Raw genomic sequence first — 26952 nt, forward strand, 5'->3', positions numbered from 1 at the left:
ATTGGTCTTGAAATGGGTGAGGGCCTTCTGGCCTGGTGTGGATTGCGACATCTGCACCGGCGACCAGAAAGGCCCTCGTGCCCCACCGTAATGCATCCCTGACCGAGAGCGGACGACAGCGGATCCCGGGCACGCCCCGGAATGTCAGGGCGGCTGCGGAGTCCCTCTGTCCGTGCCAATGGGATTGAATCCCGGCAGCCCGTCTCTCCTCGGAAAATCAATGGTCGCCAGACCGCGGCTGTCCGTGCTCTCACGGCCTGGCGACCGGTACATGGGGCGGCCCGTCCGTCAGACGGGGCGTCAGTCGGACGCGGTGGCGTCGACCACGCCGGCCATCGCCCGACGCGTCGTCAGTATGCGGTGAATCAGCCGCGCACCCGCGCGCGCCGTCCGGTGGTCGACATCGAGGTCCGGGTTGAGTTCGGCGACATCGACCACGATCGGCTTCCCGCTCGCCGCCACCCGGGCACAGACGCGCTCGACGACCTCCATCTGCACGCCGTGGGCGGCCGGGGCGCTGACCCCGGGAGCGGCGGCGGCCGGCAGGACGTCCAGGTCGATGCTGAGGTGGAGGACATCGCTGCCCTCGACGAACTCGTCCACGAACGCGTCGACCGCGGGCAGATCGAGGAGCCCGCATTCGGTGTCGGTCAGATAGCGCACTTCGAGCCGGTCGGCCGTGCGGAAGAGATGCTCGGTGTTGCTCGGCTGACTGATGCCGATCACACGGTAGTTGAGCCGGTGGCCCCGCTGTTCCTCACTCCGTGCCATTTGGAGGAACGGGGTGCCGGAGCTCGCCCGTACGTCGTCCCGGAGGTCGAAGTGGGCGTCGAGGTTGAGTACCCCGAGCCGCCCTCCCGCCCGCACCGCGCGTGTGCCGACGAGCCCGAGATAGGTCCCGTACGCCACCTCGTGACCGCCGCCCAGCACCACCACCGGAAGACCGCGGTCGACGAGTGCGCCGACCGCCTGACCCAGGCGTCGGTGCCCCGACTCCAGGTCCCCGTCGAGGACTTCGACGTCTCCGGCGTCCAGCGCGGTCATGGGTGCGGGCAGTGCCATGGACGCCAGGGCGGCACGCAGTTCGCGCGGGCCGCCCGCCGCGCCCTGGCGGCCCTTGTTGCGGCGCACCCCCTCGTCGCTGCGGAAGCCGACGAACGCGGCGTCCCACGGCCCCGGTTGCCCGGGGTCGGTGCTGATCGCGTGGTGCCAGCGCAGGTGTTCGTTCCCGGGACCGTCGTCCCGGCCGTGCCACGCCTCGGGAGCCACGTCCACGGTGAGGTCGACAGCCATGTCCGTGGGTTCGGTCGTGCCCGTCGCGCTCACTTGCTGTCGCCCTCGGTCATGGGGATGCGCACCCCGCGGTCGCGTGCCACGGTGCCGGCGTATTCGTAACCCGCGTCGACGTGCCGGATGACGCCCATGCCGGGGTCGTTGGTCAGGACGCGGGACAGCTTCTGCGCGGCGAGTTCGGTGCCGTCGGCGATGCACACCTGGCCCGCGTGGATGGAGCGGCCCATGCCGACTCCGCCGCCGTGGTGGATCGAGACCCACGAAGCGCCGGACGACGTGTTCACCAGGGCGTTGAGCAGCGGCCAGTCGGCGATGGCGTCGGAGCCGTCGAGCATGGCCTCGGTCTCGCGGTAGGGGGAGGCGACGGAGCCGGAGTCCAGGTGGTCGCGGCCGATGGCGAGCGGCGCGGACAGTTCGCCGGAGGCGACCATCTCGTTGAACCGCAGGCCCGCACGGTGGCGTTCGCCGTAGCCGAGCCAGCAGATGCGGGCGGGCAGGCCCTCGAAGGAGACGCGTTCACCGGCCATCTTGATCCACCGGTGGAGGTGCTCGTTCTCGGGGAAGAGCTCCATGATCGCCCGGTCGGTGGCCTCGATGTCCTTGGGGTCGCCGGACAGGGCCGCCCACCGGAACGGGCCGAGGCCCTCTTCGAACAGGGGCCGGATGTGGGCGGGTACGAAGCCGGGGAAGTCGAAAGCGCGCTGGTAGCCGGCCTTGCGGGCCTCGTCGCGGATCGAGTTGCCGTAGTCGAAGACCTCGGCTCCGGCGTCGAGGAACCCGACCATGGCCTCCACGTGGCGGGCCATCGACTCGCGGGAGCGGCGGGTGAAGTCCGCCGGGTCCTTGCGGGCCTGTTCGTGCCAGTCCTCGACGCTCACACCGACGGGGAGGTAGGCCAGCGGGTCGTGCGCCGAGGTCTGGTCGGTGACGATGTCGATCGGCGCGCCCATCTCCAGGAGCTGCGGGAACACCTCGGCGGCGTTGCCCGCGAGGCCGATGGACAGCGGGCGGCGCGCTTCCTTGGCCTCGATGGCGAGACTCAGGGCGTGGTCGAGGTCGTCGGCCGCGACGTCGAGGTAGCGGTGCGCGATACGGCGCTCGATGCGGGTGGGGTCGACGTCGACGCAGAGCGCGACGCCGTCGTTCATGGTGACGGCGAGCGGCTGGGCGCCGCCCATGCCGCCGAGTCCGGCGGTCAGTGTGATGGTGCCGGCCAGCGTGCCGTCGAACTTCTTGCGCGCGACCGCTCCGAAGGTCTCGTACGTGCCCTGAAGGATGCCCTGGCTGCCGATGTAGATCCAGGAGCCGGCGGTCATCTGGCCGTACATGGTCAGTCCGCGCGCCTCGAGGGAGCGGAACTCCTCCCAGTTGGCCCAGTCGCCGACCAGGTTGGAGTTGGCGAGCAGCACCCGCGGCGCCCACTCGCTGGTGCGCATGACGCCGACCGGTTTTCCGGACTGCACCAGGAGCGTCTCGTCGTCCTTGAGCGTTTTGAGGGTGCGCACGATCGCGTCGTACGCGGCCCAGTCGCGGGCGGCCTTGCCGGTGCCGCCGTAGACGACCAGGTTCTCGGGGTGCTCGGCGACCTCGGGGTCGAGGTTGTTCATGAGCATGCGCAGGGCGCCCTCCTGCTGCCAGCCGAGGCAGTTCAGTTCGGTGCCACGGGGGGCGCGGATGTGGCGGGCCGCGGGGGAAACGCCGGTCATGGTCTTCTCCTGGTGGGTAACGGAGTTGCTGCGTGACCCATGACAGGCGACCGGTCGGGCGGGAACCAGCGGCGGGCCCCGAAGTTCTCGGATCCGAGAACGGGATGCGCCGGCCCGAAGGGCGGGGGCCGCCGTGACCGGCATCCTGTAAGGCGTCTCGCCTAAGGGCTGTCCCGTAAACCCTGGTGGATCAGCGCGCGGCGTCAGATGCGGTGCATCGCAAGGCGGAGGAGCATCCTCATACTGGGTGTATTCGGGCGTTCCGACAACGCGGCGAGGTGCCGTAGCCGGCGTCGTGCGCCCGCCAGGGATTACGGGACAGCCCTTAGAATTCCGATGACCGTGACCGCACCTCAGGCGGCGCGACGACCGACGGGGACGAGGACGGTGGACGGCTTGGTCGTGGGGGCTTCGGAGCTCGCCAGGCTCTACGCGGAGCAGACATCCGGTTCCTCTCCCGCCTACCAGCGGATCAAGGACCTCGTGTCCCGGCAGATCGTCAGCGGCCACTGGCGCGAGGGCGAGGCACTGCCGTCGGAGAACCAGTTCGTCGAGTCGCTCGGTCTGTCCCGGATGACGGTCAACCGCGCTCTGCGCGAGTTGAGCGCGGACGGCCTGCTGCGGCGCGTCATGGGAGTGGGCACCTTCGTCGCACGGCGCAAGGGCAGCTCCGCCCTGGTCGAGGTGCACAACATCGCCGACGAGATCCGGGGTCGTGGCCATTGCTACGAGGCCCGGGTGCTGTCACTGCGCGAGGAACTCCCCGATCCCGAGATCAGCGCACAGCTCGGCCTCGACGGGCGGCGCAGCGCCTTCCGTTCGCGCGTCGTGCACTTCGAGGACGGGGCGGCGGTCCAGTTGGAGGACCGTTACGTCCATCCGGACTTCGCCCCCGGCTATCTCGACCAGGACTTCACGCAACGCACACCGTTCACGTTCCTGTCGGAGGTAGCGCCGCTGGGCAAGGGCGAGCACATCGTCGAGGCGGTACTTCCCTCCGCGGAGGAGTGCGAGATCCTCGGCGTGTCACCGGCCGAGCCGTGCCTGCTGATCCAGCGGCGCACCTGGTCGCGCGACGCCGTCGTCAGCGTCGCGCGTCTGCTGCACCCGGGCTCCCGGTACCGCCTCGAGGGAACGTTCGCCGCGCACTGATCTGTCGGTGCGCCCGCTTGCATGTGCACCGACCTGTCGGTGACCGTCAGGAGGCGCCCGGTCCGACCGTGCGGCTCAGCTGCGCTGCCGGTCGCCGGCCGGACATCGCGGCGGTCAGCCGCGCCGCGGACTGTTCGAGGACGCCGCGCACCTGGTCGGGCTCGTGCCGGCTGTAGTGCCGGTGCCAGGTGCTGCTGAGCGCGGCGACGGGCCGCTCGTTGTGGTCGAAGGCCGCGATTCCCATCGACCGGAAACCTTCCGAGACCAGCTCGACCTCCTCCGACCAGCCTCGTTCACGGTCCTGTGCCAGCAGGGACAGCAGTTCCGGCAGCGAGCGCGGTCCCTTGCCGGTACGGGTGATGAGGTCGCCGCGACGCGGGAACAGGGCCCGTAGCTGCGCCGGAGCGGAATGGGCGAGGATGGCACGCCCGTTGGCCGTCAGATGTGCGGGCAGCCGGACCCCGATGTCCGTGACGAGGGCGATGTCGGCGTCGCCTGACGGGCGCGACCGGGGACGCTCCTTGAGCAGGTAGACCGTCTCCGCGCCGTTGACGATGCCCAGGTGGACGGTCTGGCCGAGGCGGTTGGACGCGCTGCGCAGGATGGGGCGCGCGAGCCGTTCGAGGGGCTCGTGCCGGAGGTAGGCCGAGCCGATCTCGAAGGATGCGACCCCGAGCCCGTACGCCTGCTCCTTGGGCAGGTAGGTGACGAAACCGCGGTCCACCAGGACGGAGAGGATGTGGTACGCGGACGACCGGGGGATGCCCAGTTCGCGGGCGAGGGCCGCGGCCTGGACCGGGCCCGACCGGCCGGCGAGGTGCAGCAGGATGTCCAGCGCCCGTCCGACGGCCGGCGAGGCGCTCGACGTCGTCTCTCGTTCACCCATGGGTCCACCTCTTGACTCTCCTGTATATACAGGAATATACAAGTGCCCTCGTCGTGCGGGTGTGCCGAAGGCCGTCACCGGTCATCGATCCGGCCCCGCCACCTCGCCCGGAACGCGCCGTTCCCAAGGAGGGCATTCGTTGACCACCGACATGTTGACCACCGACAAGACGTCCCTGCAGCGCGGGCTCAAGTCCCGGCACATACGCTTCATCGCCCTCGGCTCCGCCATCGGGACGGGCCTCTTCTACGGTTCCTCGGAATCCATCAAGGCGGCCGGGCCGGCCGTACTGCTCGCCTATCTCATCGGCGGAGCCGCCGTCTTCCTCGTCCTGCGCTCGCTCGGCGAGATGGCGGTGAGCCGGCCGTGCGCCGGATCCTTCGGCGAGTACGCGACCAGGCACCTCGGTCCGCTGCCCGGCTTCCTGACCGGCTGGACCTACGCGCTGGAGATGGTCTTCGTCTGCCTGGCCGACATCACGGCACTCGGCGTCTACATGGGCTTCTGGTTCCCCGACGTGCCCCGCTGGATCTGGCTCCTGGCGGCCGTGGGCGTCATCGGCGCCATGAACCTCTTCAGCGTCAAGGTCTTCGGCGAGCTGGAGTTCTGGCTCTCGCTCGCCAAGGTCGTCGCCATCATCGCGATGATCCTCGCCGGACTCGCGATCATCGTCTTCGGCAGCCACGACGGCGCAGGCGTCTCGAACCTGTGGAGCAACGGAGGCTTCCTCCCCCACGGGATCCAGGGCGTCGTCATGTCGCTGGCCGTGGTGATGTTCGCGTTCGGCGGCACCGAGATCATCGGCGTCACCGCCGGCGAGGCGCAGGACCCCGAGAAGACGATCCCGAGCGCCGTCAACTCCATCCCCATCCGCATCGTGCTCTTCTACGTGCTCACCCTCGCCGTGATCATGTCGCTCGACCCCTGGCAGCACATCGGATCGGGCGGCAGCCCCTTCGTCGAGATCTTCGCGGGACTCGGCGTCAGCTCCGCGGCCGCCGTACTGAACGTCGTCGTCATCGTCGCCGCACTGTCCGCGATCAACAGCGACATCTTCGCCGCCGGACGCATCATGTACGGCATGGCCGAGCGGGGACAGGCACCGGCCGCCATGCGCAGGCTCTCGCGCAACGGGGTGCCGTGGCTGACCGTCGTCATCATGATCGGCGCACTCCTCTGCGGCGTGCTCCTCAACTACCTCATGCCCGAACGGATCTTCCTCGTCATCGCCTCCATCGCGACCTTCGCCACCGTATGGGTCTGGCTCATGATCCTGCTCTCCCAGGTCAGCGCCCGCCGCAGGATGACCCCGCAGGAGGTCGCCTCGCTGAAGTACCCGGCACCCTTCTGGCCCTACGGGCAGATCGTCGCGATCGTGTTCATGGCCGGCGTGGTGGCGCTCCTCGCGTTCTCGGACAGCACGAGGATCGCCCTCGTCGTCGGGGCGCTCTGGCTGGCGCTGATGACGGGCGCGTACTACCTCTGTATGCGCCGCCGCCCACCGGGGGCCGAAACCCTCGAAGCCCCGAAGGGGACCGAGCCCGACAGGGAACCGGTCCACCAGTACTAGGGCGTGTGTCGGAAGTGCCGCCGTCCGCCCGAAGGGTGGGCCCGGCGGCGTCCGGTGCGTGCGATCGCAAGGCGGAGGGTCGTCCTCGTACTGGACGTACGTGGACGACCCCGACAACGCAGCGAGCGTGCGTGCCAGGCGTCGCGGGGCAGGCGGGACTTCCGACACACGCACTAGCCCCGCAACCACGACCACTCGGCGGAACCGCGACCCATGCGGTTCCGCCGAATGCTTTTCGGGTCGGCCGGTCATGGTTCAAGGCTCTGCCAGGCCCCCGCCCCACAGCCATCCACCCGCACCGGCAAGTGTCTGGGATCCCAGACATTAACCCTCCGCAGCCACTGACGAAGAGGTTCCGCTTTCGGGCTTGATGGAGCCATGAACGAAACCTTCGTAGGCATCGGCCCCCTGTCCCTCGCCGATGTCGTGGCCGTCGCCCGCCACGGCGCCCACGTGACCCTCACCCACGAAGCCCTCGGAGAGATCTCCCAGAGCCGCAAGGTGGTCGAGAACCTGGCCGACGACGTAGTGCCGCACTACGGCGTGTCCACCGGATTCGGCGCCCTGGCCACCCGCCACATACCCCGCGAACTGCGCGCCCAGCTCCAGCGCAGCCTCGTCCGCTCCCACGCGGCGGGCTCCGGCCCCGAGGTCGAGCGCGAGGTCGTACGCGCCCTGATGCTGCTGCGCCTCTCGACACTCGCGACCGGCCGCACCGGCGTACGTCCCGACACCGCGCAGGCCTACGCCGCCCTCCTCAACGCCGGCATCACGCCTGTCGTCCACGAATACGGCTCCCTCGGCTGTTCCGGCGACCTCGCCCCGCTCGCCCACTGCGCCCTCGCCGTCATGGGCGAAGGCCAGGTGCGCGACGCCCAGGGCGAACTCATGCCCGCGGCTGAGGCCCTCGCCGCCGCCGGCATCGAACCCGTCACCCTGCACGAGAAGGAGGGCCTGGCCCTCATCAACGGCACCGACGGCATGCTCGGCATGCTCGTCATGGCCGCCCACGACCTGCGGATGCTGCTCCGCACCGCCGACATCGCCGCCGCCATGAGCGTCGAGGCACAGCTCGGCACCGACGCCGTCTTCGCCGCCGACCTCCAGGCCCTTCGCCCGCACCCCGGCCAGGGCGCCAGCGCGGCCAACCTCCGCGCGCTGCTGGACGGTTCGGCGATTGTCGCGAGCCACCGCGGCCCCGACTGCACCCGTGTCCAGGACGCCTACTCTCTGCGCTGCACCCCGCAGGTGCACGGCGCCGCCCGCGACACCCTCGCCCACGCGGAGACCGTCGCGGGCCGCGAACTCGCCAGCGCCATCGACAACCCCGTCGTGACCCCCGACGGCCGGGTGGAGTCCAACGGCAACTTCCACGGCGCCCCCGTGGCCTGCGTCCTGGACTTCCTCGCCATCTCAGTCGCGGACGTCGCCTCCGTCAGCGAACGCCGCACCGACCGCTTCCTCGACGTCGCCCGCAACCACGGTCTGAACGCCTTCCTCGCCGACGACCCGGGCGTGGACTCCGGCCACATGATCGCCCAGTACACCCAGGCGGGCATCGTCTCCGAGCTCAAGCGCCTCGCCGCCCCCGCATCCGTCGACTCCATCCCCTCCAGCGCCATGCAGGAGGACCACGTCTCGATGGGCTGGGCCGCCGCCCGCAAGCTGCGCCGCGCCATCGACGGGCTGACCCGCGTGGTCGCCGTGGAGATCCTCACCGCGGCACGTGCCCTCGACCTGCGCGCACCCCTCACCCCGGCCCCCGCCACCGCGGCCGTCCTGGCCGGCCTGCGCCGGCACGTACAGGGCCCGGGTACCGACCGCTACCTCGCACCCGAGATCGAGGCGGCCGTCCAGTACGTGTCCGCGGGCCACGCCCTCGCGGACGCCGAATCGGTCATCGGACAGCTGGACTGACCTGAGCGGGCGTTCGTGTGCGTTCCGCCGCCGACCGGGCTCGGCGGCGGAACGCCAACTCCCTGTTCCGGCCGGCCGTCAGGGTCGGACCATGAGTTGCTCACATCACGAGGTGTGTACGCCGCCGATACGACGACTCAGCAGATTGGCCGTCCGCGTCACCTGCGTAGCGATCCACTCCTGCTGCTCGAGCCCGACCTCGTCACCCGGGAACGTGACCGCCACCCCGGCGACAGGATGCGCGCTGTGGTCGAGAACGGCGGCCGCCACCGACGAGAAACCGGGCGTCACCTCGCCGTCCTCCGTGGCATACCCACGCCGGCGGGCCTCCGCAAGAAGCTGGCGGAGCGCGGTCAACGACCCCGGCCCCGCCTCGTGGCGCAGCACGAACGCCGACGCGTCGGGAAACAGAGCCCGCACCTGCGCCTGCGAAAGGCCGGCCAGCAACGCCCGCCCGCTGGCGGTCAGATGGGCCGGAAGCCGCACACCGACCTCCGTCACCAGCGGCGCCCGACCAGGAGCCCGCTCCTCGATGACGTAGATGACCTCGCGGCCGTGCAGCACGGCGAGATGGGCGTTGTGCCCCGTACTGTCGACGAGCTTCGCCAGCGGCACCCGAGCCAGACGCTGAAAAGGAGCCTGACGGCTGTATCCCGACGCCAGCTCGAAGGCACTGACCCCCAGCCCGTAACGCCGCTCCTCCGGCAGATGCACGACGAACCCCTCGCGCGTGAGCGTGTCGAGCAGGTGATAGGTCGTGGACCGGGGCAGCCGCACATCACGACTGATGGCGGCGGCGGGAACGGGCCCCGCCTGACCTGCGAGATATCGCAGAATGGCCAACACCTGGGCGGCGGCGGGAACTGGTGACATGTCGCGAGATTACGTCCGATGGTCGGCGTCACTCCGCATCCTCGTGGCGACGTCCGGGATACGAGACACGACGAAGGTGATCGGCACAGGTGTCACAGGTGGTGCGAGGTGTCAGCCCGGGAGTGCCTTCCGGTACATGTTCATCTGAGTGCTTTCGTGGATACCCCGCCTTCAGGGGGAGGGGACGAAACCCCTGCGGAGCAGGGCGAGAGACGGTGTTTCGCCGTCAGGCGAAGGGCCGTGTTCCGACCTGCAGGTTTGGTCGTTGCGAGTGTTCACGCTGGTGTGCGAGCTGTGATCGTGGCTCACGTGAAGCGGGCATGGAGGCGGGCAGCATGCGGTCGATGCCGCTGACATGCGGTGAATCGGCCAGCTCGCTGCACGTTCCCGGCCGGACCCGGCCGACCAGGAGCACGGCGAAGAGGTAGGTAGCCGTGTCTGCTCGGAGTGGGCGACCGGCGTGGCGGAGCCCCGTTCATGTCCGGCCATGCGTCGGGCGGCGGACAGGAACGGCATCACCGCGAGCGAGGGGGCGGCGATGCCGCTTCCGGACGCCTCGCCGCCCTGCTCGGCGAGGCCGGCGTCGCGCCGTCCCGGAAATGGCAACAGAAGTTGCTCGTGGTGCGGCGCTGGAGCACTTTGGGTGCCGGAGGTGATCCTAGTGATCAAGACGATGGTGAATACGCGCGACGGCGCGGCGCCGACTGGTGACGAGGTCCATGACGTGGCGGTGATTGGTGCCGGAGCATCCGGCCTGAGTGCCGCGCTCCTGCTGGGGCGGGCCCGTCGGAGGGTGGTGGTGATCGATGCCGGCGAGCCGCGCAACGCGCCTGCTGCGCACATGCACGGTTTCCTGTCCCGTGACGGCCTGCCTCCGGCGACCCTGCTCGACCTGGGGCGGGCCGAGATCGAACGCTACGGAGTCGATGTCGTCCGAGGCCGGGTGGAACATGTCGAGCCGGGTTACGACGTGCGCCTGGAGGGCGGCCCCGTGATCAGGGCCCGCCGTCTTCTGGTCGCCACCGGGCTGCGTGACGAACTGCCCGACCTCCCCGGCGTCCGGGAGCGTTGGGGCAAGGACCTTCTGCACTGCCCGTACTGTCATGCCCACGAGGTCCGTGACCAGCCCCTTGCCGTCCTCGGCACGCACCCGGGGGCCGTGCACCAGGCTCTGCTGCTGCGTCAGTGGAGCGAGGACATCGTCCTCCTCACGCACGCCCTCGAACTCTCCCCGCAGGAGCGGGAACAGCTGGAGGCGTTCGGCGTGAGGATCGTGGAGGGCAGGGCCGTGAGGCTCGTCGTCGACGACGACCGCCTGCGCGGCATCGAGCTCACCGACGGCACGGTGATTCCCCGGACCGCGGTTTTCCTGTTTCCCCGGCCCGCGCCGCGTGACGACCTCCTGGCTCTGCTCGGTTGCGCCAAGGACGACCAGGGCTGGGTGGTGACGGACCGGACCGGCCGCACCAGCGTGCCCGGGGTATGGGCTGTCGGAAATGTCGTCGACCCACGCGCCCAGGTCATCGCAGCCGCCGGCATGGGCTCCACCGCGGCGTTCGCCATCAACACGGACCTGCTCCACGAGGACGTGGAGCACGCCGTCGCACGGCACCGCGCACACCGTGCCACGGCTGCCCTGACATGACGACTCGGCAGGCCATGGGCGATGTCGTCGTGGCAGCCCGTACTGCCCACGCGAGGGGTCCGGCCGTCCAGCTGCCGTTCGCCGTGTCCTTCGAAGGGCGGTCCCGGAAGCGGGCCCTTCCGGTCAGGCCGACCGCTCCGCGCGGGACGGGGGCTTGGCCCGGACGTGCACGCGTTCGCCCTGGGGGCCGAACAGGTTGAGCACCTCCACGGGCGACTCGCCCGTGGAGCCGAACCAGTGCGGCAGGCGGGTGTCGAACTCGGCCGCCTCACCCGGCCCCATGACCAGATCGTGGTCGGCCAGGACGAGCCGCACCCGTCCGGACAGGACGTACAGCCACTCGTACCCCTCGTGCGTGACCGGATCAGGCCGGTTGTGTTCCGCAGGGATGACCGACTTCCAGGCTTGCAGGCGCCCCGGTTGCGTCGACAGCGGAATCACCGTACGACCGTGGTGGACGCGGGGCCTGCAGCGGATCCGTGGGTCGCCGACCTCCGGCGCCCCGACGAGTTCGTCCAGGGGTACCTGGTGGACCTGCGCGATGGGCAGCAACAGCTCCAGGCTCGGGCGGCGCTGCCCCGACTCCAGTCTCGACAGTGTGCTCTTGGAGATGCCAGTGGCCTCGGCCAGCGCCGACAGGGACATGCCGCGCTGGGCGCGGATGCGCCTGAGGCGGGAACCGACCTGGGCCAGCGTGGCGGCGATCGGTGATTGTTCGTCCATACCTCCATTCCACCTCTCGCGTCCCGGAAATGGCAACACGAGTTGTCAGTCCAGTGCCAGGCGCGCACTGCGCGGCAGGAGGTCAGATGCGCGACGTCCACGGGGTGGGTGACGAGACGGACGACTTCGAGACCTTCCTGCGGGCCGGCGCCGAACCTCGATCGCGCGCAGAGTGGCCCTCCTGCGTCGCGACGGCGCCTACCGGAGCGCGGCGGCTCGTGCCTCCACCCGACTCGTGAGCCGTCTGGTGCGGGACCGCGGCTACGCGCCGGGCTGATCGTCCGCTCCGTCGAGGGGGCGTGCTGGTCGGCAGCCGCTCACTGGCTGGCGTATCCGCCGTCCACCACGAACTCCGAGCCCGTCGAGTAGCTCGCCTCGTCCGACAGCAGGTACAGCACCATGTTCGAGATCTCGGCGGGCTGTGCCTCCCGCTGGATCGGCTGGCGCTTCACCGTCTCGTGCGAGCGCTCCGAGTCCGCCGTCATCTCGGTGGCCACGACGCCGGGATGCACGGAGTTGACGCGGATGTTGTACGGGGCGAACTCCTGCGCCGCCGCCTTCGTCATGCCGCGCACCGCCCACTTGGAGGCCGTGTAGCTGAGGATGTACGGGAACGCGATGATCCCGCACAGCGAGGAGATGTTGACGATCGAGCCGCCGCCGGCCGACCGCATCGACGGCAGCACGGCCTTCATGCCGAGGAAGACGCCGATCTCGTTGACGTCGATGACCCGCCGGTAGTCGGCCTCGGTGAGCTCCTCGATGGGGCAGCGGTGGACCAGACCGGCGTTGTTCACCAGACCCGTGACCTTGCCGCACACCTCTTCCGTGCGTGCGACGGCCGCCTGCCAGGACACCTCGCTGGTGACGTCCAGTTCCACGAACAGGGCGTTCTGGGCGCCCAGTTCCTTCGCGAGGGCCTCGCCCTCCTGGACGAGGACGTCGCCGATCACGACCTTCGCGCCCTCCGCGACCAGTCGGCGTGCGTGCGCGGCGCCCAGGCCGCGTGCCCCGCCCGTCACGACGACCACTTTGCCGTCCGCCCGTCCGCTCATGCCGGAACCTCCCGTATGCCGGTGATGCAGGTGGCAGCGATGCTGGCAGCGGATCCGGCCCGGCGGCACGCGGAGCTTCCCACTCACCGGGAAAGGACACTGCCGCCGTAGGGCCTGGTACGGGCAGGCTCGACGGGTACCCCGTGTCGGCGCGACACGAGGCCCCTTCCGAGCATCCGCAACCAGGAGAACCGCTGATGTCCGTCGATCTGACAGGAAAGGTCGCGCTCGTCACCGGCGCGGCACGCGGCATGGGCGAGGCCGAGGCCCGCCTGCTCGCCGCCCGCGGGGCGAAGGTCGTCCTCACCGACGTACTGGAGACGGAGGGCGAGGCGACGGCCGCGTCCATCGGCTCCGCCGCCCGTTTCGTACGGCACGACGTGACCGACGAGAAGGCATGGGAGGCGGCCGTGGCCGCCGCCGTGGACGGCTTCGGCCGGCTCGACGTACTCGTCAACAACGCCGCGATCTACACCACCTCGCCCATCGTCGAGGAGGACCCGGCCCGCCTGGAGGCGGTCCTCCGGGTCGACCTGATCGGCCCGTTCCTCGGCATCCGCGCCGTAGCCGGGGCGATGAAGGCGCACGGCGGCGGATCCATCGTCAACATCTCCTCGCAGGCCGGCCTGCAGGGCATGTGGGGACACGGCGCGTACGGGGCCGCGAAGTGGGGGCTGCGCGGCCTCACCAAGACGGCCGCCCTGGAGCTCGGCGCGGACGGTATCCGTGTCAACTCCGTCCACCCGGGGGCCATCGCCACGGCGATGACCGCCCACCTGGGGACCAAGGAGCACGCGGGCGCGCCCCTCGGACGGGTGGGGGAGCCGGAGGAGGTCGCCCGCCTCGTCGCGTTCCTCGCCTCCGACGACTCGTCGTACCTGTCCGGTGCCGAGCTCGCCGTGGACGGAGGGGCGTCGGCCGGACGGATGCCGGTCTTCCCCCAGAGGGGAGGCGACGCGTGACCAGGCCCGGCGCCGAGGTCCAGGCGGTCATCGACCTGGCCACCGCCAACTTCCCCCCGCTGGGAACGGAGATGACGGACATCGCCGAGGTGCGCGCCTTCTTCGCCGCCCGCCCCGGGGCCGCCGTCCCCGCGCCTCCCGTCGCCCGCGTCCGGGACGAGGACGCCGACGGCGTCCCCGTACGCGTCTACGACGAGGCAGTCCACGCGGATGCCCCGGTGGTCCTGTACTGCCACGGCGGCGGCTTCGTCCTGTGCGACCTCGACAGCCACGACGGCTTCTGCCGGTCGATCGCCGACGCCACGGGCGCGGTCGTCGTCTCCGTGGACTACCGCCGCGCCCCCGAGCACCCCTTCCCCGCCGCCCCCGAGGACGCGTACACGGCCCTGCTGTGGACCGCGAAGACGTACCCGGGCCGCCGGATCGCCGTCGCCGGGGACAGCGCGGGCGCCAACCTCGCCACCGTACTCACCCTGCTCTCCCGCGACCGGGGCGGCCCCGAGATCGCCTACCAGGCGCTCTATTACCCGATGCTCGACCCCACCTGTTCCCGGCCCTCCCACCGCCGGAACGGCCAGGGGTACTTCCTCACCTCCGACCACCTGCGCTGGTACTGGGACAGCTACCTGCCGGACCTCGCGGACCGGGCCGACCCCTACGCCGCCCCCCTGGCCCACACCGACCTGTCCGGCCTCCCGACGGCATACGTCGTCACCGCCGGCCTCGACCCCCTGCGGGACGAGGGCCTGGCGTACGCGGAGGCCCTCACCACGGCCGGAGTCCCCGTGGAGGCCCACCACTACGCCGGGATGTTCCATGGCTTCCTGTCGATGGCCGCCGCCCTGCCCGAGGTGGCCGCGGCCCGCGAGACCGCGTTCGCCGCGCTGCGCGGGGCACTCGACGTGAACTGACACTTCCGACGACGGGCGCGTATGTGTGAGCCCCGGCCTCCCCGAGGAGGACGGGGCTCACACCCGTGTCACGGACGCGTCAGCCAGGGATCAGCTCGAACCCCTTGTACCCGGAATCCGCCACGTCCGCGATCATCTGCCCGTACACCCCGAAGCCACCGACGAACGGCATGAACACACGTGGCTTACCGGGGATGTTGGCACCCAGGTACCAGGAGTTCGCCGACATCATCAGGGTGGCCGCCGCACGGTCGTGGCACTCGGTGACCCAGTCCTCCACTGCCTGCTCGGTCGCCTCGATGGCCGCGTACCCGTGCTCGTCGAGGTGGCGCAGGCAGTCGGCCAGCCACTCGCCGTGCTGCTCGCCCGCCAGGACCACATTGGCGAGGACGGACGGACTGCCGGGGCCGGTGAGGTTGAAGAAGTTCGGGAAGCCGTTGACGCCGAGGCCGAGGTATGTGCGCGGGCCGCCTCTCCAGGCGTCCTTGAGGAGCCGCCCGCCCCGGCCGCGCACCTCGATGCGGTCGACCGCGCCGGTCATCGCGTCGAAGCCGGTCGCGAAGACGATGGCGTCCAACCCGATGTGCTCGCCGTCCGCCAGCCCGATCCCGCGCTCGTCGATCCGCTCGATCGCGTTTCCGCGCAGGCCGACCAGGCGTACGTTGTCGCGGTTGTACGTCTCGTAGTAGTCCGAGTCGGTCACGATGCGCTTGGTGCCGATCGGATGGTCGGTGGGGACGAGGAGGCCGGCGACGGCCGCGTCGTCGATCCGTGCGCGGACCTTCTCCTCCCAGAACGCACGTGCCGCGTCGTTGGCCGCCCGATCGGTGAGCTGGTCGGGGAACGTCTTGGAGTACAGGACGCCGCCCAGCTTCCAGCGCTTCTCGAAAGCGGCCCGTCGCTCCTCCTCGCTCACCTCCAGCGTCCTGTCGGGGTGCGCCATGTGCGGGGAGCCGCCGCCGCTGAGCCGCGCGAGGCGGCGCCGCTCGGCGTACCCCGCCTTCTGCTCCCGGCGGGCCGCCTCGTCCAGCGGTTTGTTGCCTGCCGGGATGCTGTAGTTGGCGCTGCGCTGGAAGACGGTCAGATGCGCCGCCTGCCGGGCGATCAGCGGGATGGACTGGATGCCGGAGGAGCCGGTGCCGATCACGCCGACCCGCAGGCCGGTGAAGTCCACGCCCTCGTGCGGCCATTCACCGGTGTGGTACGTCGCCCCGGCGAATTCGTCGACGCCCGGTATCCCGGGGCGGTGGGTGCTGGAGAGGCAGCCGACCGCGAACACGCAGAACCGGGCCGACAGCACCTCGCCGCCGTCCGTGCGCACCGTCCAGCGCAGCGTCTCCTCGTCCAGTTCGGCCGAGGTCACCGAGGTGGAGAAGGTGTAGCTGCGGCGGATGTCGAAGCGGTCGGCGACATGGCGCAGATAGCGCATGATCTCCGGCTGGGTGGCGTACTTCTCGCTCCAGTCCCATTCCTGCTGGAGGCTCTCGTCGAAGGAGTACGAGTAGTCCACGGACTCCACGTCGCAGCGGGCGCCCGGGTAGCGGTTCCAGTACCAGACACCGCCCACGTCGTCGCCGCGCTCGAAGCCGCGCACGCTGTAGCCGAGGCCGCGCAGCCGGTGCACGGCGTACAGGCCGGTGACGCCCGCGCCGACGATCACGACGTCGACGGACTCGGGGGTGTTGCTGGTGTCGCTCATGTTCCGACTCCTGACTGGTGACCAAAGGAAGAGAGGGGTGTTCGTTCGCGGGCCAGCCTCCGCAGGGCGCCCTTGTCGACCTTGCCCGCCGCGTTGTGCGGGAGTTCCGTCACGGAATGGAAGGCGCGCGGGGCCTTGAAGTTGGCGAGCCGCTCACGCGTGTACGCGGTCAGCTCCGCCGCGTCGATCCGGGCCCCGGCCGCCGGCACGCAGTACGCGACGCCGACCTCCCCGAGCCTCCCGTCCGGCGCGCCCACGACCGCCGCGTCCACGACGGCCGGATGGCCGCGCAGCACCTGCTCCACCTCCGCCGGGTACACGTTGAACCCGCCCACCACGAACATGTCCTTCAGCCGGTCCGTGATCCGCAGGAACCCGCGCTCATCCAGCACTCCGACGTCCCCGGTGTGCAGCCAGCCGTCCGCGTCGACGGCCTCGGCGGTGGCCTCCGGGTCGTCGAGGTAGCCGTGCATCACGTGGTAGCCGCGTGTGAGGATCTCGCCGGGTTCTCCGGGCGGTGCGTCGATGCGCAGCTCGGTGCCCTCGAGGGCGGTTCCGGAGGTGCGGGCCAGGGTCTCCGGGGACTCGTGCGGTTCGCAGATCGTGACCACGCCCGTCGACTCGGTCAGTCCGTACGCAGTGTTGATGTTCCGTGCGCCGATGAACTTCCGTATCTGCTCGATGAGTTCGGTGGGAATGTTCGCCGCGCCCGTGACCGCCATCCGCATCGAGGTCAGGTCGTACGCCGCGCGCTCGGGGTGGTGGATGAGCGAGGTGAAGACCGTGGGGGCGCCGGTCAGGACGGAGATCCGCTCGTCCTGCATCCGGGCGAGGACGGTCTCCGCGTCGAAGACCTGTTCCGGAACGATCGTGGCCCCGTACAGCAGGCAGGCGATGATGCCGGCCTTGTAGCCGAAGGTGTGGAAGAACGGGTTGACCAGGAGGTAGCGGTCACCGTGCCGGAGGGTGACCGCGCGGGCCCAGGCGTCGTAGACGCGCAGGTTCTGCCCGTGGGTGGTGGGGACGCCCTTGGGGCGGCCGGTGGTGCCGGAGGTGAAGAGGATGTCGGCGGTGTCGGTGGGGCGGATGGCGACGGTGCGGGCCAGCCGTTCCTCGTCGGTCACCCGGTCCGCGCCCGACAGGAACCGGGACCACTCCGGGGAGTGGAGGGTCACCGCCCGTTCCAGCAGGGGGAGTTCCTCTCCCGAGTCCGTGAGCAGCTCCCGGTAGTCCGTGCCCAGGAAATCGTGCTCGGTGAAGAGGAGACGGGTGCGGGAGCGGCGCAGGATGTCGGCGGCCTCCGGCGCCCTGTAGCGGGTGTTCAGGGGGACCAGCACCGCGCCCGCCGCCACCGCTCCCAGCGCGGCCACCACCCAGCGGGCGCTGTTGGGCGCCCACACCGCGACCGAGTCGCCGGGGCGTACCCCCTGGGCCATCACCGCCCGTGCCACCCGGGCGACCCGGTCGCGCAACTCCGCGAACGTCCAGCGGTCCTCGCCGAAGACGAGGGCCTCCTCATCCGCGTACCTCTCCGCCGCCCAGTCCGCGAGCCGGGCGATCGTCTGCGCGCCGCTCATGATCTGTCACGTCCTCCCTGCCGCCCTCCGCCCCTCGGGGCGCGGGCATGGAACTACGACCGGTCGGAGAGTGGCAGGCCGAGGCGGTGCGGCGCAGGCGGCAATTCCCGGTCAGCGGGATTCCGTCCCCCTTCGCGTCCCGTGTCCTGGAGCTCACCGCCCGCGAGGACGGCACCCTGCTCCAGGGCCGGTGCGGACCCTGGAGTGCGGGGCGTGACGGAGGACAGGGCGAACAGCAGCCCACGGGGGATACGGGGCCGACCGGTTCCCCCGCGACCGGTTGCGCGGTGCTCGGTCAGGCCGCGGTCAGCCCCAGGTCCTTGGCGAGCCGGACCCGGTGCCACGCCGGTGGGCCGAACAGCTGGGCCGAGCCGTGTGCCCGCTTGAAGTAGCGGTGGGCATCGTGTTCCCAGGTGATGCCGATGCCGCCGTGCAGCTGGATCGTCTCGCCCGCCACCGCCGTGAACGCCTCCGAGCACGCGGATTTGGCGACGGCCGCGCGGCGGGTCAACTCCGACGAGCCGGCGGCGGCCGCGAAAGCCGCGCCGAGCGCGGCCGACCGCGCCGACTCCACCAGCACGTACGCGTCCGCCAGCCGGTGCTTGAGCGCCTGGAAGGAGCCGATCGGCCGGCCGAACTGGATGCGCTCCTTGGCGTAGGCGACCGTGATCTCCAGGCACCGCTCGGCCGCGCCGACCTGCTCGGCGGCGAGCGCTGTGCAGGCCAGGTCCAGTACGTGCCGCAGGACCCGGCCGCCGTCGCCCTCCGCGCCGATGAGCCGGCCCTCGGCGCCGTCGAGCACGATGCGCGCCTGCGCCCGGGTCTGATCCATGGTGACCGCCGCTTCGCGGCGCACCCCCGCGCCGTCGACGGGCACCTCGAAGAGGGAGACCCCGGCCGCCGTTCGGGCCGCCACGAGCAGCACATCGGCCTCGGTCCCGTGCAGCACGAACTCCTTGGTCCCGGTGAGCAGCCAGGTGCCACCCGGGCCACGGGCGGCGTCGGCCCGGATGGCGGCCGGGTCCCAGGAACCGCCTTCGGCCCAGGCCAGGGTCCCCACCGCCGTGCCCTCGACGAGCCCCGGCAGCAGTTGCGTGCATGCCCTCGTGTCGCCGGAGGCGAGCAGGGCCTGCACCACGAGCACCGCGGACCCGAGGTAGGGGACGGGACTCAGGCTCCGGCCCAACTCCTCCATGACGACGTGGACTTCACGTGCACCGCAGCCCGCACCGCCGTACTCCTCGGGGACGCCGAGCCCGGCGACGCCGATCTGCTCGGTCAACGGCAGCCAGGCCGCCGCACCCTCGTGCCGCGCGAGCGATGCCCGCACGGCGGACCGCAGTTCCTTCTGTTCTTCCGTCGGCCTCACTTGCCGGCTCCGTTCTGTGCCGCTCCATCCGGCCTGTCGTGGTGTTCTCGCGACGATTCGGGCCTTCTTCGCGGGACGGAGTCGTCCGCCAGGTTCCGGGCGCGGGTCTCGGCCGTCCGCCAGATGGCCGGCGCCGTCACCGGCCCGCAGAGAACGGCCACCGCCACGAGGGGGGTGCTCGAGACGCCGCCCGAGGCGGAGAGCAGGCTGCCGGCCGTCGGATCGGACCCGGGAAAGAAGAGCCGGCCGAACGCGATCGCGGCCATCGTGCCGTAGAGCAGGAAGTCGTCGTACTCGATGACCGTGCCGAGCAGGCTGGACAGAGCCACTTTGCGCGGCAGAGCAGGGTCCGGGACCGCGACCGGTCCCTCGGCTCTCTCAGCTCTGTCAGGTCTCTGCGGGGGCGGTGCAGTGGACATGGCTGACTCCATGGTGCGGTAGGGACGTTGGGATGTACGAGCGGGGTCTGCCGTGTGGGTGCTGCACAGGTCGCTCTTCCCGGGCGGGTGGTCCCGGGAGAACGAGTCATGGGGGTCGGGTGGGCCCAGGGTTCAGGGGGCGAGCACGCGGGCGCGGCAGGCGGCCGGTGTGCCCCAGGCGGACCGCAGCGCGCGGGCCTTGCGGATCCACAGGGAGAGGTCGAGCTCCTCGGTGTAGCCGAGGGCGCCGTGGACCTGCAGGGCGGTACGGGCAGCGGTACAGGCCGCCTCGCACGCCGCGACCTTCGCCGCCGCGATCTCGCGGCCGGACGCCGGATCCTCCGTAGTCAGGACCACTGCCGCGGCCTGGATCAGGGGCTGGGCGAACTCCAGGGCGATCAACGTGTCGGCCAGCCGGTGCTTCACCGCCTGGAACGAGCCGATGGCCACCCCGAACTGGGTGCGCTGCCGTGCGTATTCGACGGTTCGTGCGAGCAGCGTGCGGCCCAGACCGAGGGCCTGGGCCGCCGTCGCCAGCGCCGCGACGTCGGCGGCGTGCGCGGCCGCGGCGGCCACCTCCGGCCCCCGCGCCAGGACGGTTCCGCCGAGCGGGCGGGCCAGCCGGCGCGCCGGGTCGACGGACGGCTGGACGGGCCCGGCCGCCCCTGCCAGGCGTACGGTGTCGCCGTCCACGACGAAGACCGCGTCGGCGGCATGGGCGTCCAAGGCGTAGGGGCTGTCGTCGGACAGCAGACAGAGTGAGGCGGCCGTCTTGCCGGACGCGATGCCCGGCAGCCACGCGGCGGCCGCCGCGTCGTCTCCCAGACGGTCGAGGAATGCCGCCGCGGCCACCGTCTCCACCACCGGGCCCGGCACCGCGTGGCGGCCCATTTCCGTGAAAGCGACGGTGAGTTCGACGGGCAGCGGGCCGAGACCGTCGTGCTGCTCCGGTACGGCGAGGGCGAAGACGCCGGCCTCGGCCAGCCTCGCCCACACGTCGCGGCCGGGTGCGGTGTCCCCGGCGGCCCAGGCCCGTACGACGGCAGGTGTGCCGGCCGCCGCGAGCATTGCGTCCAGGGAGCGGGCGAACGCCTGCTGCTCGTCGTCGAGGAGGAACCGCATCACCGGCGTCCCTTCGGCAGGCCGAGCAGCCGCTCGGCGATGATGTCGCGCTGGATCTCGTTGGTGCCGGCGTAGATGGGGCCGGCGAGGGAGAAGGTGTACCCCTCGGCCCAGCTCCCGTGCGCGGGCGCCTCCCCGGCCGTGTCCGACAGCTCGCCGTACGGGCCCAGCAGGTCCAGCGCGGTCTCGTGGAGGGCGATGTCCAGCTCGGACCAGAAGACCTTGTTGAGGCTCGACTCGGCGCCGATCGCCCCTCCGGCGGCGATCCGCGAGGCGCCCGCGTAGGTGAAGAGCCGGTACGCGCGGGCGCCGACGACCGCATCGGCGACCCGGTCGCGCAGGGCGGTGTCGCCCGGGTCCGCGCCCGAGCGCCACAGCGCCACCAGGCGGTCCGCCGCCGCGGTGAACCGCCCGGGGCTGCGCAGCGTCAGCCCGCGCTCGTTGCCCGCCGTGCTCATCGCGACCCGCCACCCCTGGCCCGGCTCCCCGATGACGTCCTCGTCGGGCACGAAGACGTTGTCGAGGAAGAGTTCGGCGAAGGCGGGCTTGCCGTCGAGCCGCCCGATGGGCCGCACGGTCACCCCGTCCGCGTCCAGCGGGAACATGACGTACGTCAGACCGCGGTGGGGCTTGTCCGCCCCGGGGTCGCTGCGGAAGAGGCCGAACGCGCGGTCGGCGAAGGCCGCCCGGGACGACCAGGTCTTCTGACCGCTCAGGAGCCAGCCGCCGTCGGCCCGTACGGCCGTGGAGCGCAAACTCGCGAGATCCGAGCCGGACTCCGGCTCGGACCAGGCCTGGGCCCAGATCACCTCGCCGCTCGCCATCGGCGGCAGGATCCGGGCCAGTTGCTCGGCCGTGCCGTGCTCCAAGAGGGTGGGGGCGAGGAGATTGATGCCGTTCTGGCTGACCCGGCCGGGTGCGCCGGCGGCGAAGTACTCCTCCTCGAAGATCAGCCACTCGAGGATCGAGGCGCCCCGGCCGCCGTACTTCTCGGGCCAGGAGACCACCGACCAGCGGTCCGCGGACAGGGTGCGCTCCCACTCTCGGTGGGCTGCGAAACCCTCGGCGGTCTCCAGGGAGGGCAGGGGTGCGGCCGGGACACGGGTGGCGAGCCAGGCGCGGGCCTCGGCCCGGAACGCCTCCTCCTCGGCGGTGAAGTCGAGGTCCATCAGGCGGAGGCCTCCTTCATCGCGCGGACGTCCATCCCGCCGAGCGAGTCCTTCGCGGTCTCGGCGTTGTGCGCGTGCGCCAGGTGGTGCAGCCCGAAGACCGAGTCCATTCCGGCGTGCATTCCCTGAAGGTCCTCGGCCTGGTTGACGGCCCGCTTGGTCAGCGCCAGCCCCAGGCGCGGCATTTCGGCGATACGGATCGCCAACTCCATGGTGTGCTCTGCCAGTTCGGCACGGGGCACGACCCGGTTGATCATCCCGACCTCGTACGCGCGCTGCGCGCTCATCCGGTCGCCGGTGTAGAGGAACTCCTTGGCGATGCGCGGCGGCATCATCCAGGGGTGGGCGAAGTACTCAACGCCCGGGATGCCCATGCGCACCACCGGGTCGGCGAAGAACGCGTCCTCGGAGGCGACGATCAGGTCGCAGACCCAGGCCAGCATCAGGCCGCCCGCGACGCACGCGCCCTGCACGGAGGCGATCAGCGGCTTGGGCAGTTCGCGCCAGCGCCGGCACATGCCCAGGTAGACCTCGGACTCGCGGGCGTAGCGGCTCTCCGCTCCCTGTTTGTCCGAGTGGTCCCACCACAGGCCCGCCTTGCGGTCGAACGGCAGATGCGCGTCCCGCTCCGGGGTTCCGATGTCGTGGCCGGCCGAGAAGTGCTTCCCCGCTCCGGCGAGGATCACGACCTTCACCTCGTTGTCGTCGGCCGCGCGGTAGAGGGCGCGGTCCAGGGCGTAGGTCATCGCGGAGTTCTGGGCGTTCCGGTAGTCGGGCCGATCCATGGTGACCACGGCGACGGCGCCGTGGCGCTCGTATCGGACGGGCTCAGGGGGTGCGGTGTGGGCAGCGGACATCTGGCTCCTTCCCTAACAAGTGTTTGGTAGGTTAACGTACGGGCCCTCGGCCGTCGAGAAGTCGAGTCGCCCATTCGTCGAGAGTCGTCCGGAGCCGCCCATGAGCAGCGTCGAGGAGTTCCGCACCGAGGTCCGCGGCTGGCTGCGAGCCAATCTCACGGGGGAGTTCGCGAGCCTGCGCGGGCGCGGCGGACCCGGCCGAGAGCACGAGGCCTTCGCCGAACGCCTCGCCTGGGAGCGGCACATGGCCGCCGAGGGGTGGACCTGCGTCGGGTGGCCGAAGGAGTACGGCGGCCGCGGCGCCACGCTCGAGCAGCAGGTCGCCTTCCACGAGGAGTACGCCCTCGCGGACGCCCCCGCCCGCGTCAATCACATCGGGGAGCAGTTGCTCGGTCCCACGCTGATCGCCTTCGGTACGTCCGAGCAGTGCGAGCGCTTCCTCCCCCGGATCGTCGCGGTCGAGGAGCTGTGGTGCCAGGGGTACAGCGAGCCGGACGCCGGATCGGACCTGGCGAACGTACGGACGCGTGCCGAACTCGACGGCGAGGAGTGGGCGGTCACCGGCCAGAAGATCTGGACGTCACTCGCGCACGAGTCCGACTGGTGCTTCGTCGTCGCCCGCACCGAGTCAGGTTCCAGCCGACACCAGGGCCTGTCCTACCTGCTGGTGCCGCTGGACCAGCCCGGTGTGGAGGTGCGGCCGATCACGCAGCTGACGGGCACCTGCGAGTTCAACGAGGTGTTCTTCGACGGTGCCCGCACGCCGGCGTCGCACATCGTCGGAGCGCCGGGCGAGGGCTGGAAGGTCGCCATGGCCACGCTCGGCTTCGAGCGCGGTGTGTCCACCCTCGGCCAGCAGGTCGGCTTCCGCCGCGAGTTGGAGGCCGTCATCGAGCTGGCCAAGCGCAACGGCGCGGCCGAGGACCCGCTGATCCGCGACCGGATCGCCCAGGCCTGGATCGGGCTGGAGATCATCCGGGCCAATGCGCTGCGAATGCTCGACGGCGTCGCGGCCGGCGCACCGGGCCCCGAGGCGTCCATCGGCAAGATCTTCTGGGCGACCTGGCACCGGGAGCTGGGCGAGCTCGCCATGGACGTCTGCGGCGCCGACGGAATGCTGGCGTCCGGCGAACCCTACGACCTCGACGACTTCCAGCGGCTGTTCCTCTTCTCCCGCTCCGACACCATCTACGCCGGATCGAACGAGATCCAGCGCAACATCATCGCCGAGCGCGTGCTCGGCCTGCCCAAGGAGGTTCGCCCATGACCTCGGCCCCGCCGCCATATGTTCCGGGCCACCGCCTGCTCGCCGGCCGTACCGCCGTCGTCACCGCCGCGGCGGGCGCCGGGATCGGCGGCGCGACCGCCAAGCGGCTGCTGGAGGAGGGGGCGAGCGTCGTCGTCTCCGACGCGCACGCCCGCAGGCTGAAGGAGTCCGAGGCGGAGCTGGCCGCCGAGTTCGGTGCGGACCGCGTGACGTCGCTGCCCTGCGACGTGACCGACGAGGCCCAGGTCACGGCACTCTTCGACCATGCCGAGGAGCGGCACGGACGCCTCGACATCGTGGTCAACAACGCCGGGCTCGGTGGCACGGCCGATCTCGTCGACATGCCCGACGAGCAGTGGGACAAGGTCCTCGACGTCACCTTGAACGGCACCTTCCGCTGCACCCGCGCCGCTCTGCGCCGCATGAAGGCCGCGGGCGGCGGAGGCGTCGTCGTCAACAACGCCTCGGTGATCGGCTGGCGGGCGCAGAAGGGCCAGTCGCACTACGCCGCCGCCAAGGCCGGGGTCATGGCGCTCACCCGGTGTGCCGCGCTGGAGGCCGCCGAGTACGGCGTACGCGTCAACGCCGTCTCGCCCAGCCTGGCCATGCATCCCCACCTGGTGAAGGTCACCACCCCCGAACTGCTGGAGGAACTGACCGCCCGCGAGGCGTTCGGCCGCTACGCCGAGCCGTGGGAAGTGGCCAACGTCATCGTGTTCCTGGCCAGTGGCTACTCGTCGTACATGACCGGAGAGATCCTGTCCGTCAGCAGCCAGCACGCGTGAGGTGAGAATGGCCGCGTGCCGAAAAGCAGCAGCAGGAAGACCACGATGAGCCCGTCGCCCGAGCGGCGCGAGGAACTCCTCGCCACCGCGGCCGAGGTGTTCGCCGCACAGGGATACAACGCCACCACCGTCCGCAGGATCGCGGATGCGGCCGGGATGCTCGCGGGCAGCCTCTACTACCACTTCGACTCCAAGGAGTCGATGCTCGACGAGATCCTCTCCACCTTCCTGGACGACCTGTGGGCCCGGTACGACGCCGTGCTCGCCGCCGGACTCGGACCCAGGGAGACGATCGAGGCCCTCGTCACCGAGTCCTTCCGGGAGATCGACCGGCACCGCGCCGCGGTCGCCATCTACCAGAAGGAGTCCAAGCACCTCGGGACCCAGCCGCGCTTCGGCTATCTCGCCGGCTCACAGCAGAAGTTCGAGAAGGCGTGGCTCGGGACCCTCGAGCGCGGAGTGGCCGCCAAGGTCTTCCGCGCCGACCTCGACGTCCGGCTCACCTACCGCTTCGTGCGCGACACCGTATGGGTCGCCGCGTCCTGGTACCGGCCGGAGGGACAGCACAGCCCGGAGGAGATCGCCCGCCAGTACCTGTCGATGGTGCTGGAGGGGATCGGCCTCCGCGCATGACACTGCAGACATCGGAAAAGGAGTGGTCATGGCCGAGGCATACATCGTCGAAGCGGTCCGTACCCCCGTCGGGAAGCGGAACGGCGGGCTGTCCGCCGTCCACCCGGCCGACCTCGGCGCACATGTGCTCAAGGCGCTGATGGCACGCTCGGGCGCCGACCCGGCAGCCGTCGAGGACGTCGTCTTCGGCTGCCTGGACACCGTCGGTCCCCAGGCCGGCGACATAGCCCGCACCTGCTGGCTGGCCGCGGGACTGCCGGAGGAGGTGCCCGGTGTGACCGTGGACCGCCAGTGCGGCTCCTCCCAGCAAGCGGTGCACTTCGCGGCGCAGGCGGTGCTGTCCGGCACCAGCGACCTGGTGGTCGCGGGCGGCACGCAGAACATGTCGCAGGTGCCGATCGCCTTCGCGAGCCGCCAGGCCGCCGAGCCCCTCGGACTGACAGAGGGCCCGTACGCCGGCTCCGAGGGCTGGCGGGCCCGCTACGGCGACCGGCCGGTCAACCAGTTCCACGGCGCGGAGCTGATCGCGCAGAAGTGGGACATCTCCCGCCGGGAGATGGAGGAGTTCGCGCTGCGCTCGCACCAGCGGGCGATCCGCGCCATCGACGAGGGCCGCTTCGCCCGCGAGCTCGTCCCCTACGGCGATGTCAGCACCGACGAGGGCCCGAGGCGCGACACCACCCTGGAGAAGATGGCGGGCCTCAAACCGCTGGTCGAGGACGGGCGGCTGACCGCCGCGGTCTCCTCGCAGGTGTCCGACGGCGCCTCCGCGATGCTGCTCGCGAGCGAGCGGGCCGTACGGGAGCACGGGCTGACCCCGCGCGCCCGCATCCACCACCTCTCGGTGCGCGGCGAGGACCCGATCCGCATGCTGTCCGCGCCGATCCCGGCCACGGCGTACGCACTGAAGAAGGCCGGGATGACGCTCGACGACATCGACCTGGTCGAGATCAACGAGGCGTTCGCGTCCGTGGTGCTGGCGTGGCTGAAGGAGACCGGGGCCGACCCGGAGAAGGTCAACGTCAACGGCGGCGCCATCGCCCTGGGCCACCCGCTCGGTGCCACCGGCACCAAGCTGATGACCACCCTGCTGAACGAACTGGAGCGCACGGGCGGCCGTTACGGCCTCCAGACGATGTGCGAGGGCGGCGGGCAGGCGAACGTGACGATCATCGAGCGGCTGTAGCCGACGGACACCACCCACCCGGCGGCCGGAGGCCGGCGCAGGCTCCCGAAGCCCGGGAGGCCCCAAGAGCCGAGCGGTGCGAGGGGGCCGTCGGGGGTGGGGACGATGTGCGAGGGCGGCGGGCAGGCGAACGTGACGATCATCGAGCGGCTGTAGCCGACGGACACCCTCATCGC

24 protein-coding genes are annotated in these 26952 nt (G+C 71.0%); 10 read left to right on the top strand and 14 right to left on the bottom strand.

Going from position 1 to position 26952, the window contains the following annotated elements; genetic code table 11:
* Positions 1 to 300 precede the first annotated feature (300 nt).
* Together hutG and hutU are read right to left on the bottom strand one after the other, a co-directional pair.
* Positions 301 to 1326 carry a formimidoylglutamase gene (gene hutG, locus ACFU6I_RS38850; RefSeq protein ID WP_384376178.1) on the bottom strand — a complete coding sequence of 342 codons (1026 nt, stop codon included), beginning with the start codon at positions 1324 to 1326 and terminating at the stop codon, positions 301 to 303.
* Entirely contained in the window at positions 1323 to 2999 is a 1677-nt protein-coding gene (hutU, locus tag ACFU6I_RS38855; protein ID WP_384376181.1) for a urocanate hydratase, read from the bottom strand. The genes hutG and hutU overlap by 4 nt, the downstream gene beginning before the upstream one ends.
* 342 nt (positions 3000 to 3341) lie before the next feature.
* Between hutU and hutC the strand changes: the two genes are divergently transcribed.
* Positions 3342 to 4151 carry a histidine utilization repressor gene (gene hutC / locus ACFU6I_RS38860; RefSeq protein ID WP_384376184.1) on the top strand — a complete coding sequence of 270 codons (810 nt, stop codon included), beginning with the start codon at positions 3342 to 3344 and terminating at the stop codon, positions 4149 to 4151.
* Positions 4152 to 4197: 46 nt separating this feature from the next.
* Here the strand turns inward: hutC and ACFU6I_RS38865 are convergent, their stop codons facing one another.
* A complete protein-coding gene (locus ACFU6I_RS38865) occupies positions 4198 to 5037 on the bottom strand; it encodes an IclR family transcriptional regulator (protein ID WP_384376188.1) in 840 nt (279 codons plus the stop codon).
* A 139-nt stretch (positions 5038 to 5176) separates the two neighbouring features.
* Here ACFU6I_RS38865 and ACFU6I_RS38870 point away from each other — a divergent pair, with 139 nt between their 5' ends.
* Together ACFU6I_RS38870 and hutH are read left to right on the top strand one after the other, a co-directional pair.
* Positions 5177 to 6607: an amino acid permease gene (locus ACFU6I_RS38870; RefSeq protein ID WP_384376191.1), complete on the top strand. Its 1431-nt coding sequence runs from the start codon at positions 5177 to 5179 to the stop codon at positions 6605 to 6607.
* 378 nt (positions 6608 to 6985) lie between these two features.
* Positions 6986 to 8524, top strand: a complete 1539-nt coding sequence (gene hutH / locus ACFU6I_RS38875; protein ID WP_384376194.1) for a histidine ammonia-lyase — start codon at positions 6986 to 6988, stop codon at positions 8522 to 8524.
* Between the two features lie 105 nt (positions 8525 to 8629).
* Here the strand turns inward: hutH and ACFU6I_RS38880 are convergent, their stop codons facing one another.
* Positions 8630 to 9397 (bottom strand): IclR family transcriptional regulator, encoded by a 768-nt coding sequence (locus ACFU6I_RS38880; protein WP_384376197.1) that lies wholly within the window; start codon positions 9395 to 9397, stop codon positions 8630 to 8632.
* A 673-nt stretch (positions 9398 to 10070) separates the two neighbouring features.
* Between ACFU6I_RS38880 and ACFU6I_RS38885 the strand changes: the two genes are divergently transcribed.
* Positions 10071 to 11042: an NAD(P)/FAD-dependent oxidoreductase gene (locus tag ACFU6I_RS38885; RefSeq protein WP_384376242.1), complete on the top strand. Its 972-nt coding sequence runs from the start codon at positions 10071 to 10073 to the stop codon at positions 11040 to 11042.
* 123 nt (positions 11043 to 11165) lie between these two features.
* Here the strand turns inward: ACFU6I_RS38885 and ACFU6I_RS38890 are convergent, their stop codons facing one another.
* Both ACFU6I_RS38890 and ACFU6I_RS38895 read right to left on the bottom strand, forming a co-directional pair.
* On the bottom strand, positions 11166 to 11765 hold the full coding sequence (locus tag ACFU6I_RS38890) for a helix-turn-helix domain-containing protein (RefSeq protein ID WP_384376200.1): 600 nt from the start codon (positions 11763 to 11765) through the stop codon (positions 11166 to 11168).
* Positions 11766 to 12082: 317 nt separating this feature from the next.
* A complete protein-coding gene (locus ACFU6I_RS38895) occupies positions 12083 to 12820 on the bottom strand; it encodes a glucose 1-dehydrogenase (RefSeq protein WP_384376203.1) in 738 nt (245 codons plus the stop codon).
* A 197-nt stretch (positions 12821 to 13017) separates the two neighbouring features.
* On the opposite strand from ACFU6I_RS38895, the gene ACFU6I_RS38900 reads away from it, so the two are divergent.
* Positions 13018 to 13782: a glucose 1-dehydrogenase gene (locus ACFU6I_RS38900; protein ID WP_384376206.1), complete on the top strand. Its 765-nt coding sequence runs from the start codon at positions 13018 to 13020 to the stop codon at positions 13780 to 13782.
* Positions 13779 to 14693: an alpha/beta hydrolase gene (locus tag ACFU6I_RS38905; protein ID WP_384376209.1), complete on the top strand. Its 915-nt coding sequence runs from the start codon at positions 13779 to 13781 to the stop codon at positions 14691 to 14693. The genes ACFU6I_RS38900 and ACFU6I_RS38905 overlap by 4 nt, the downstream gene beginning before the upstream one ends.
* A 79-nt stretch (positions 14694 to 14772) precedes the next feature.
* On the opposite strand, the gene ACFU6I_RS38910 is transcribed toward ACFU6I_RS38905, so the two are convergent.
* The 7 genes from ACFU6I_RS38910 to ACFU6I_RS38940 all read right to left on the bottom strand — a co-directional run bounded on the left by ACFU6I_RS38910 (position 14773) and on the right by ACFU6I_RS38940 (position 22905).
* The gene (locus ACFU6I_RS38910) at positions 14773 to 16392 is read right to left on the bottom strand and encodes a flavin-containing monooxygenase (RefSeq protein WP_384376212.1); all 1620 of its coding nucleotides are present in this window, start codon (positions 16390 to 16392) and stop codon (positions 14773 to 14775) included.
* Complete coding sequence (locus tag ACFU6I_RS38915) at positions 16389 to 17969, bottom strand: FadD3 family acyl-CoA ligase (protein ID WP_384376215.1); 1581 nt, start codon at positions 17967 to 17969, stop codon at positions 16389 to 16391. Before ACFU6I_RS38915 ends, ACFU6I_RS38910 begins: the two co-directional genes overlap by 4 nt.
* 295 nt (positions 17970 to 18264) lie before the next feature.
* Positions 18265 to 19338: an acyl-CoA dehydrogenase family protein gene (locus tag ACFU6I_RS38920; protein WP_384376218.1), complete on the bottom strand. Its 1074-nt coding sequence runs from the start codon at positions 19336 to 19338 to the stop codon at positions 18265 to 18267.
* The gene (locus ACFU6I_RS38925; RefSeq protein WP_384376221.1) at positions 19335 to 19667 is read right to left on the bottom strand and encodes a hypothetical protein; all 333 of its coding nucleotides are present in this window, start codon (positions 19665 to 19667) and stop codon (positions 19335 to 19337) included. The genes ACFU6I_RS38920 and ACFU6I_RS38925 overlap by 4 nt, the downstream gene beginning before the upstream one ends.
* A gap of 222 nt (positions 19668 to 19889) precedes the next feature.
* Complete coding sequence (locus tag ACFU6I_RS38930; protein WP_384376245.1) at positions 19890 to 20879, bottom strand: acyl-CoA dehydrogenase family protein; 990 nt, start codon at positions 20877 to 20879, stop codon at positions 19890 to 19892.
* A complete protein-coding gene (locus tag ACFU6I_RS38935) occupies positions 20879 to 22048 on the bottom strand; it encodes an acyl-CoA dehydrogenase family protein (RefSeq protein WP_384376224.1) in 1170 nt (389 codons plus the stop codon). Before ACFU6I_RS38935 ends, ACFU6I_RS38930 begins: the two co-directional genes overlap by 1 nt.
* Complete coding sequence (locus ACFU6I_RS38940) at positions 22048 to 22905, bottom strand: enoyl-CoA hydratase (protein WP_384376227.1); 858 nt, start codon at positions 22903 to 22905, stop codon at positions 22048 to 22050. The genes ACFU6I_RS38935 and ACFU6I_RS38940 overlap by 1 nt, the downstream gene beginning before the upstream one ends.
* A 100-nt stretch (positions 22906 to 23005) precedes the next feature.
* On the opposite strand from ACFU6I_RS38940, the gene ACFU6I_RS38945 reads away from it, so the two are divergent.
* The 4 genes from ACFU6I_RS38945 to ACFU6I_RS38960 are packed head-to-tail and all read left to right on the top strand — an operon-like array spanning position 23006 to position 26776.
* Positions 23006 to 24172 carry an acyl-CoA dehydrogenase family protein gene (locus ACFU6I_RS38945; RefSeq protein WP_384376230.1) on the top strand — a complete coding sequence of 389 codons (1167 nt, stop codon included), beginning with the start codon at positions 23006 to 23008 and terminating at the stop codon, positions 24170 to 24172.
* Positions 24169 to 24957 carry an SDR family oxidoreductase gene (locus tag ACFU6I_RS38950; RefSeq protein ID WP_384376233.1) on the top strand — a complete coding sequence of 263 codons (789 nt, stop codon included), beginning with the start codon at positions 24169 to 24171 and terminating at the stop codon, positions 24955 to 24957. The genes ACFU6I_RS38945 and ACFU6I_RS38950 overlap by 4 nt, the downstream gene beginning before the upstream one ends.
* A gap of 45 nt (positions 24958 to 25002) precedes the next feature.
* Positions 25003 to 25590 carry a TetR/AcrR family transcriptional regulator gene (locus tag ACFU6I_RS38955; protein ID WP_384376248.1) on the top strand — a complete coding sequence of 196 codons (588 nt, stop codon included), beginning with the start codon at positions 25003 to 25005 and terminating at the stop codon, positions 25588 to 25590.
* A 28-nt stretch (positions 25591 to 25618) separates the two neighbouring features.
* Positions 25619 to 26776, top strand: a complete 1158-nt coding sequence (locus ACFU6I_RS38960; protein WP_384376236.1) for an acetyl-CoA C-acetyltransferase — start codon at positions 25619 to 25621, stop codon at positions 26774 to 26776.
* Here ACFU6I_RS38960 and ACFU6I_RS38965 read toward each other — a convergent pair.
* Positions 26710 to 26952, bottom strand: a 243-nt coding sequence (locus ACFU6I_RS38965; RefSeq protein ID WP_384376239.1) for a hypothetical protein, incomplete at its 5' end; no start/stop codon positions are given. The two genes, ACFU6I_RS38960 and ACFU6I_RS38965, sit on opposite strands and share 67 nt — an antisense overlap.

Source organism: Streptomyces sp. NPDC057486 (assembly GCF_042802415.1).
GTDB lineage: Bacteria > Actinomycetota > Actinomycetes > Streptomycetales > Streptomycetaceae > Streptomyces > Streptomyces yanii.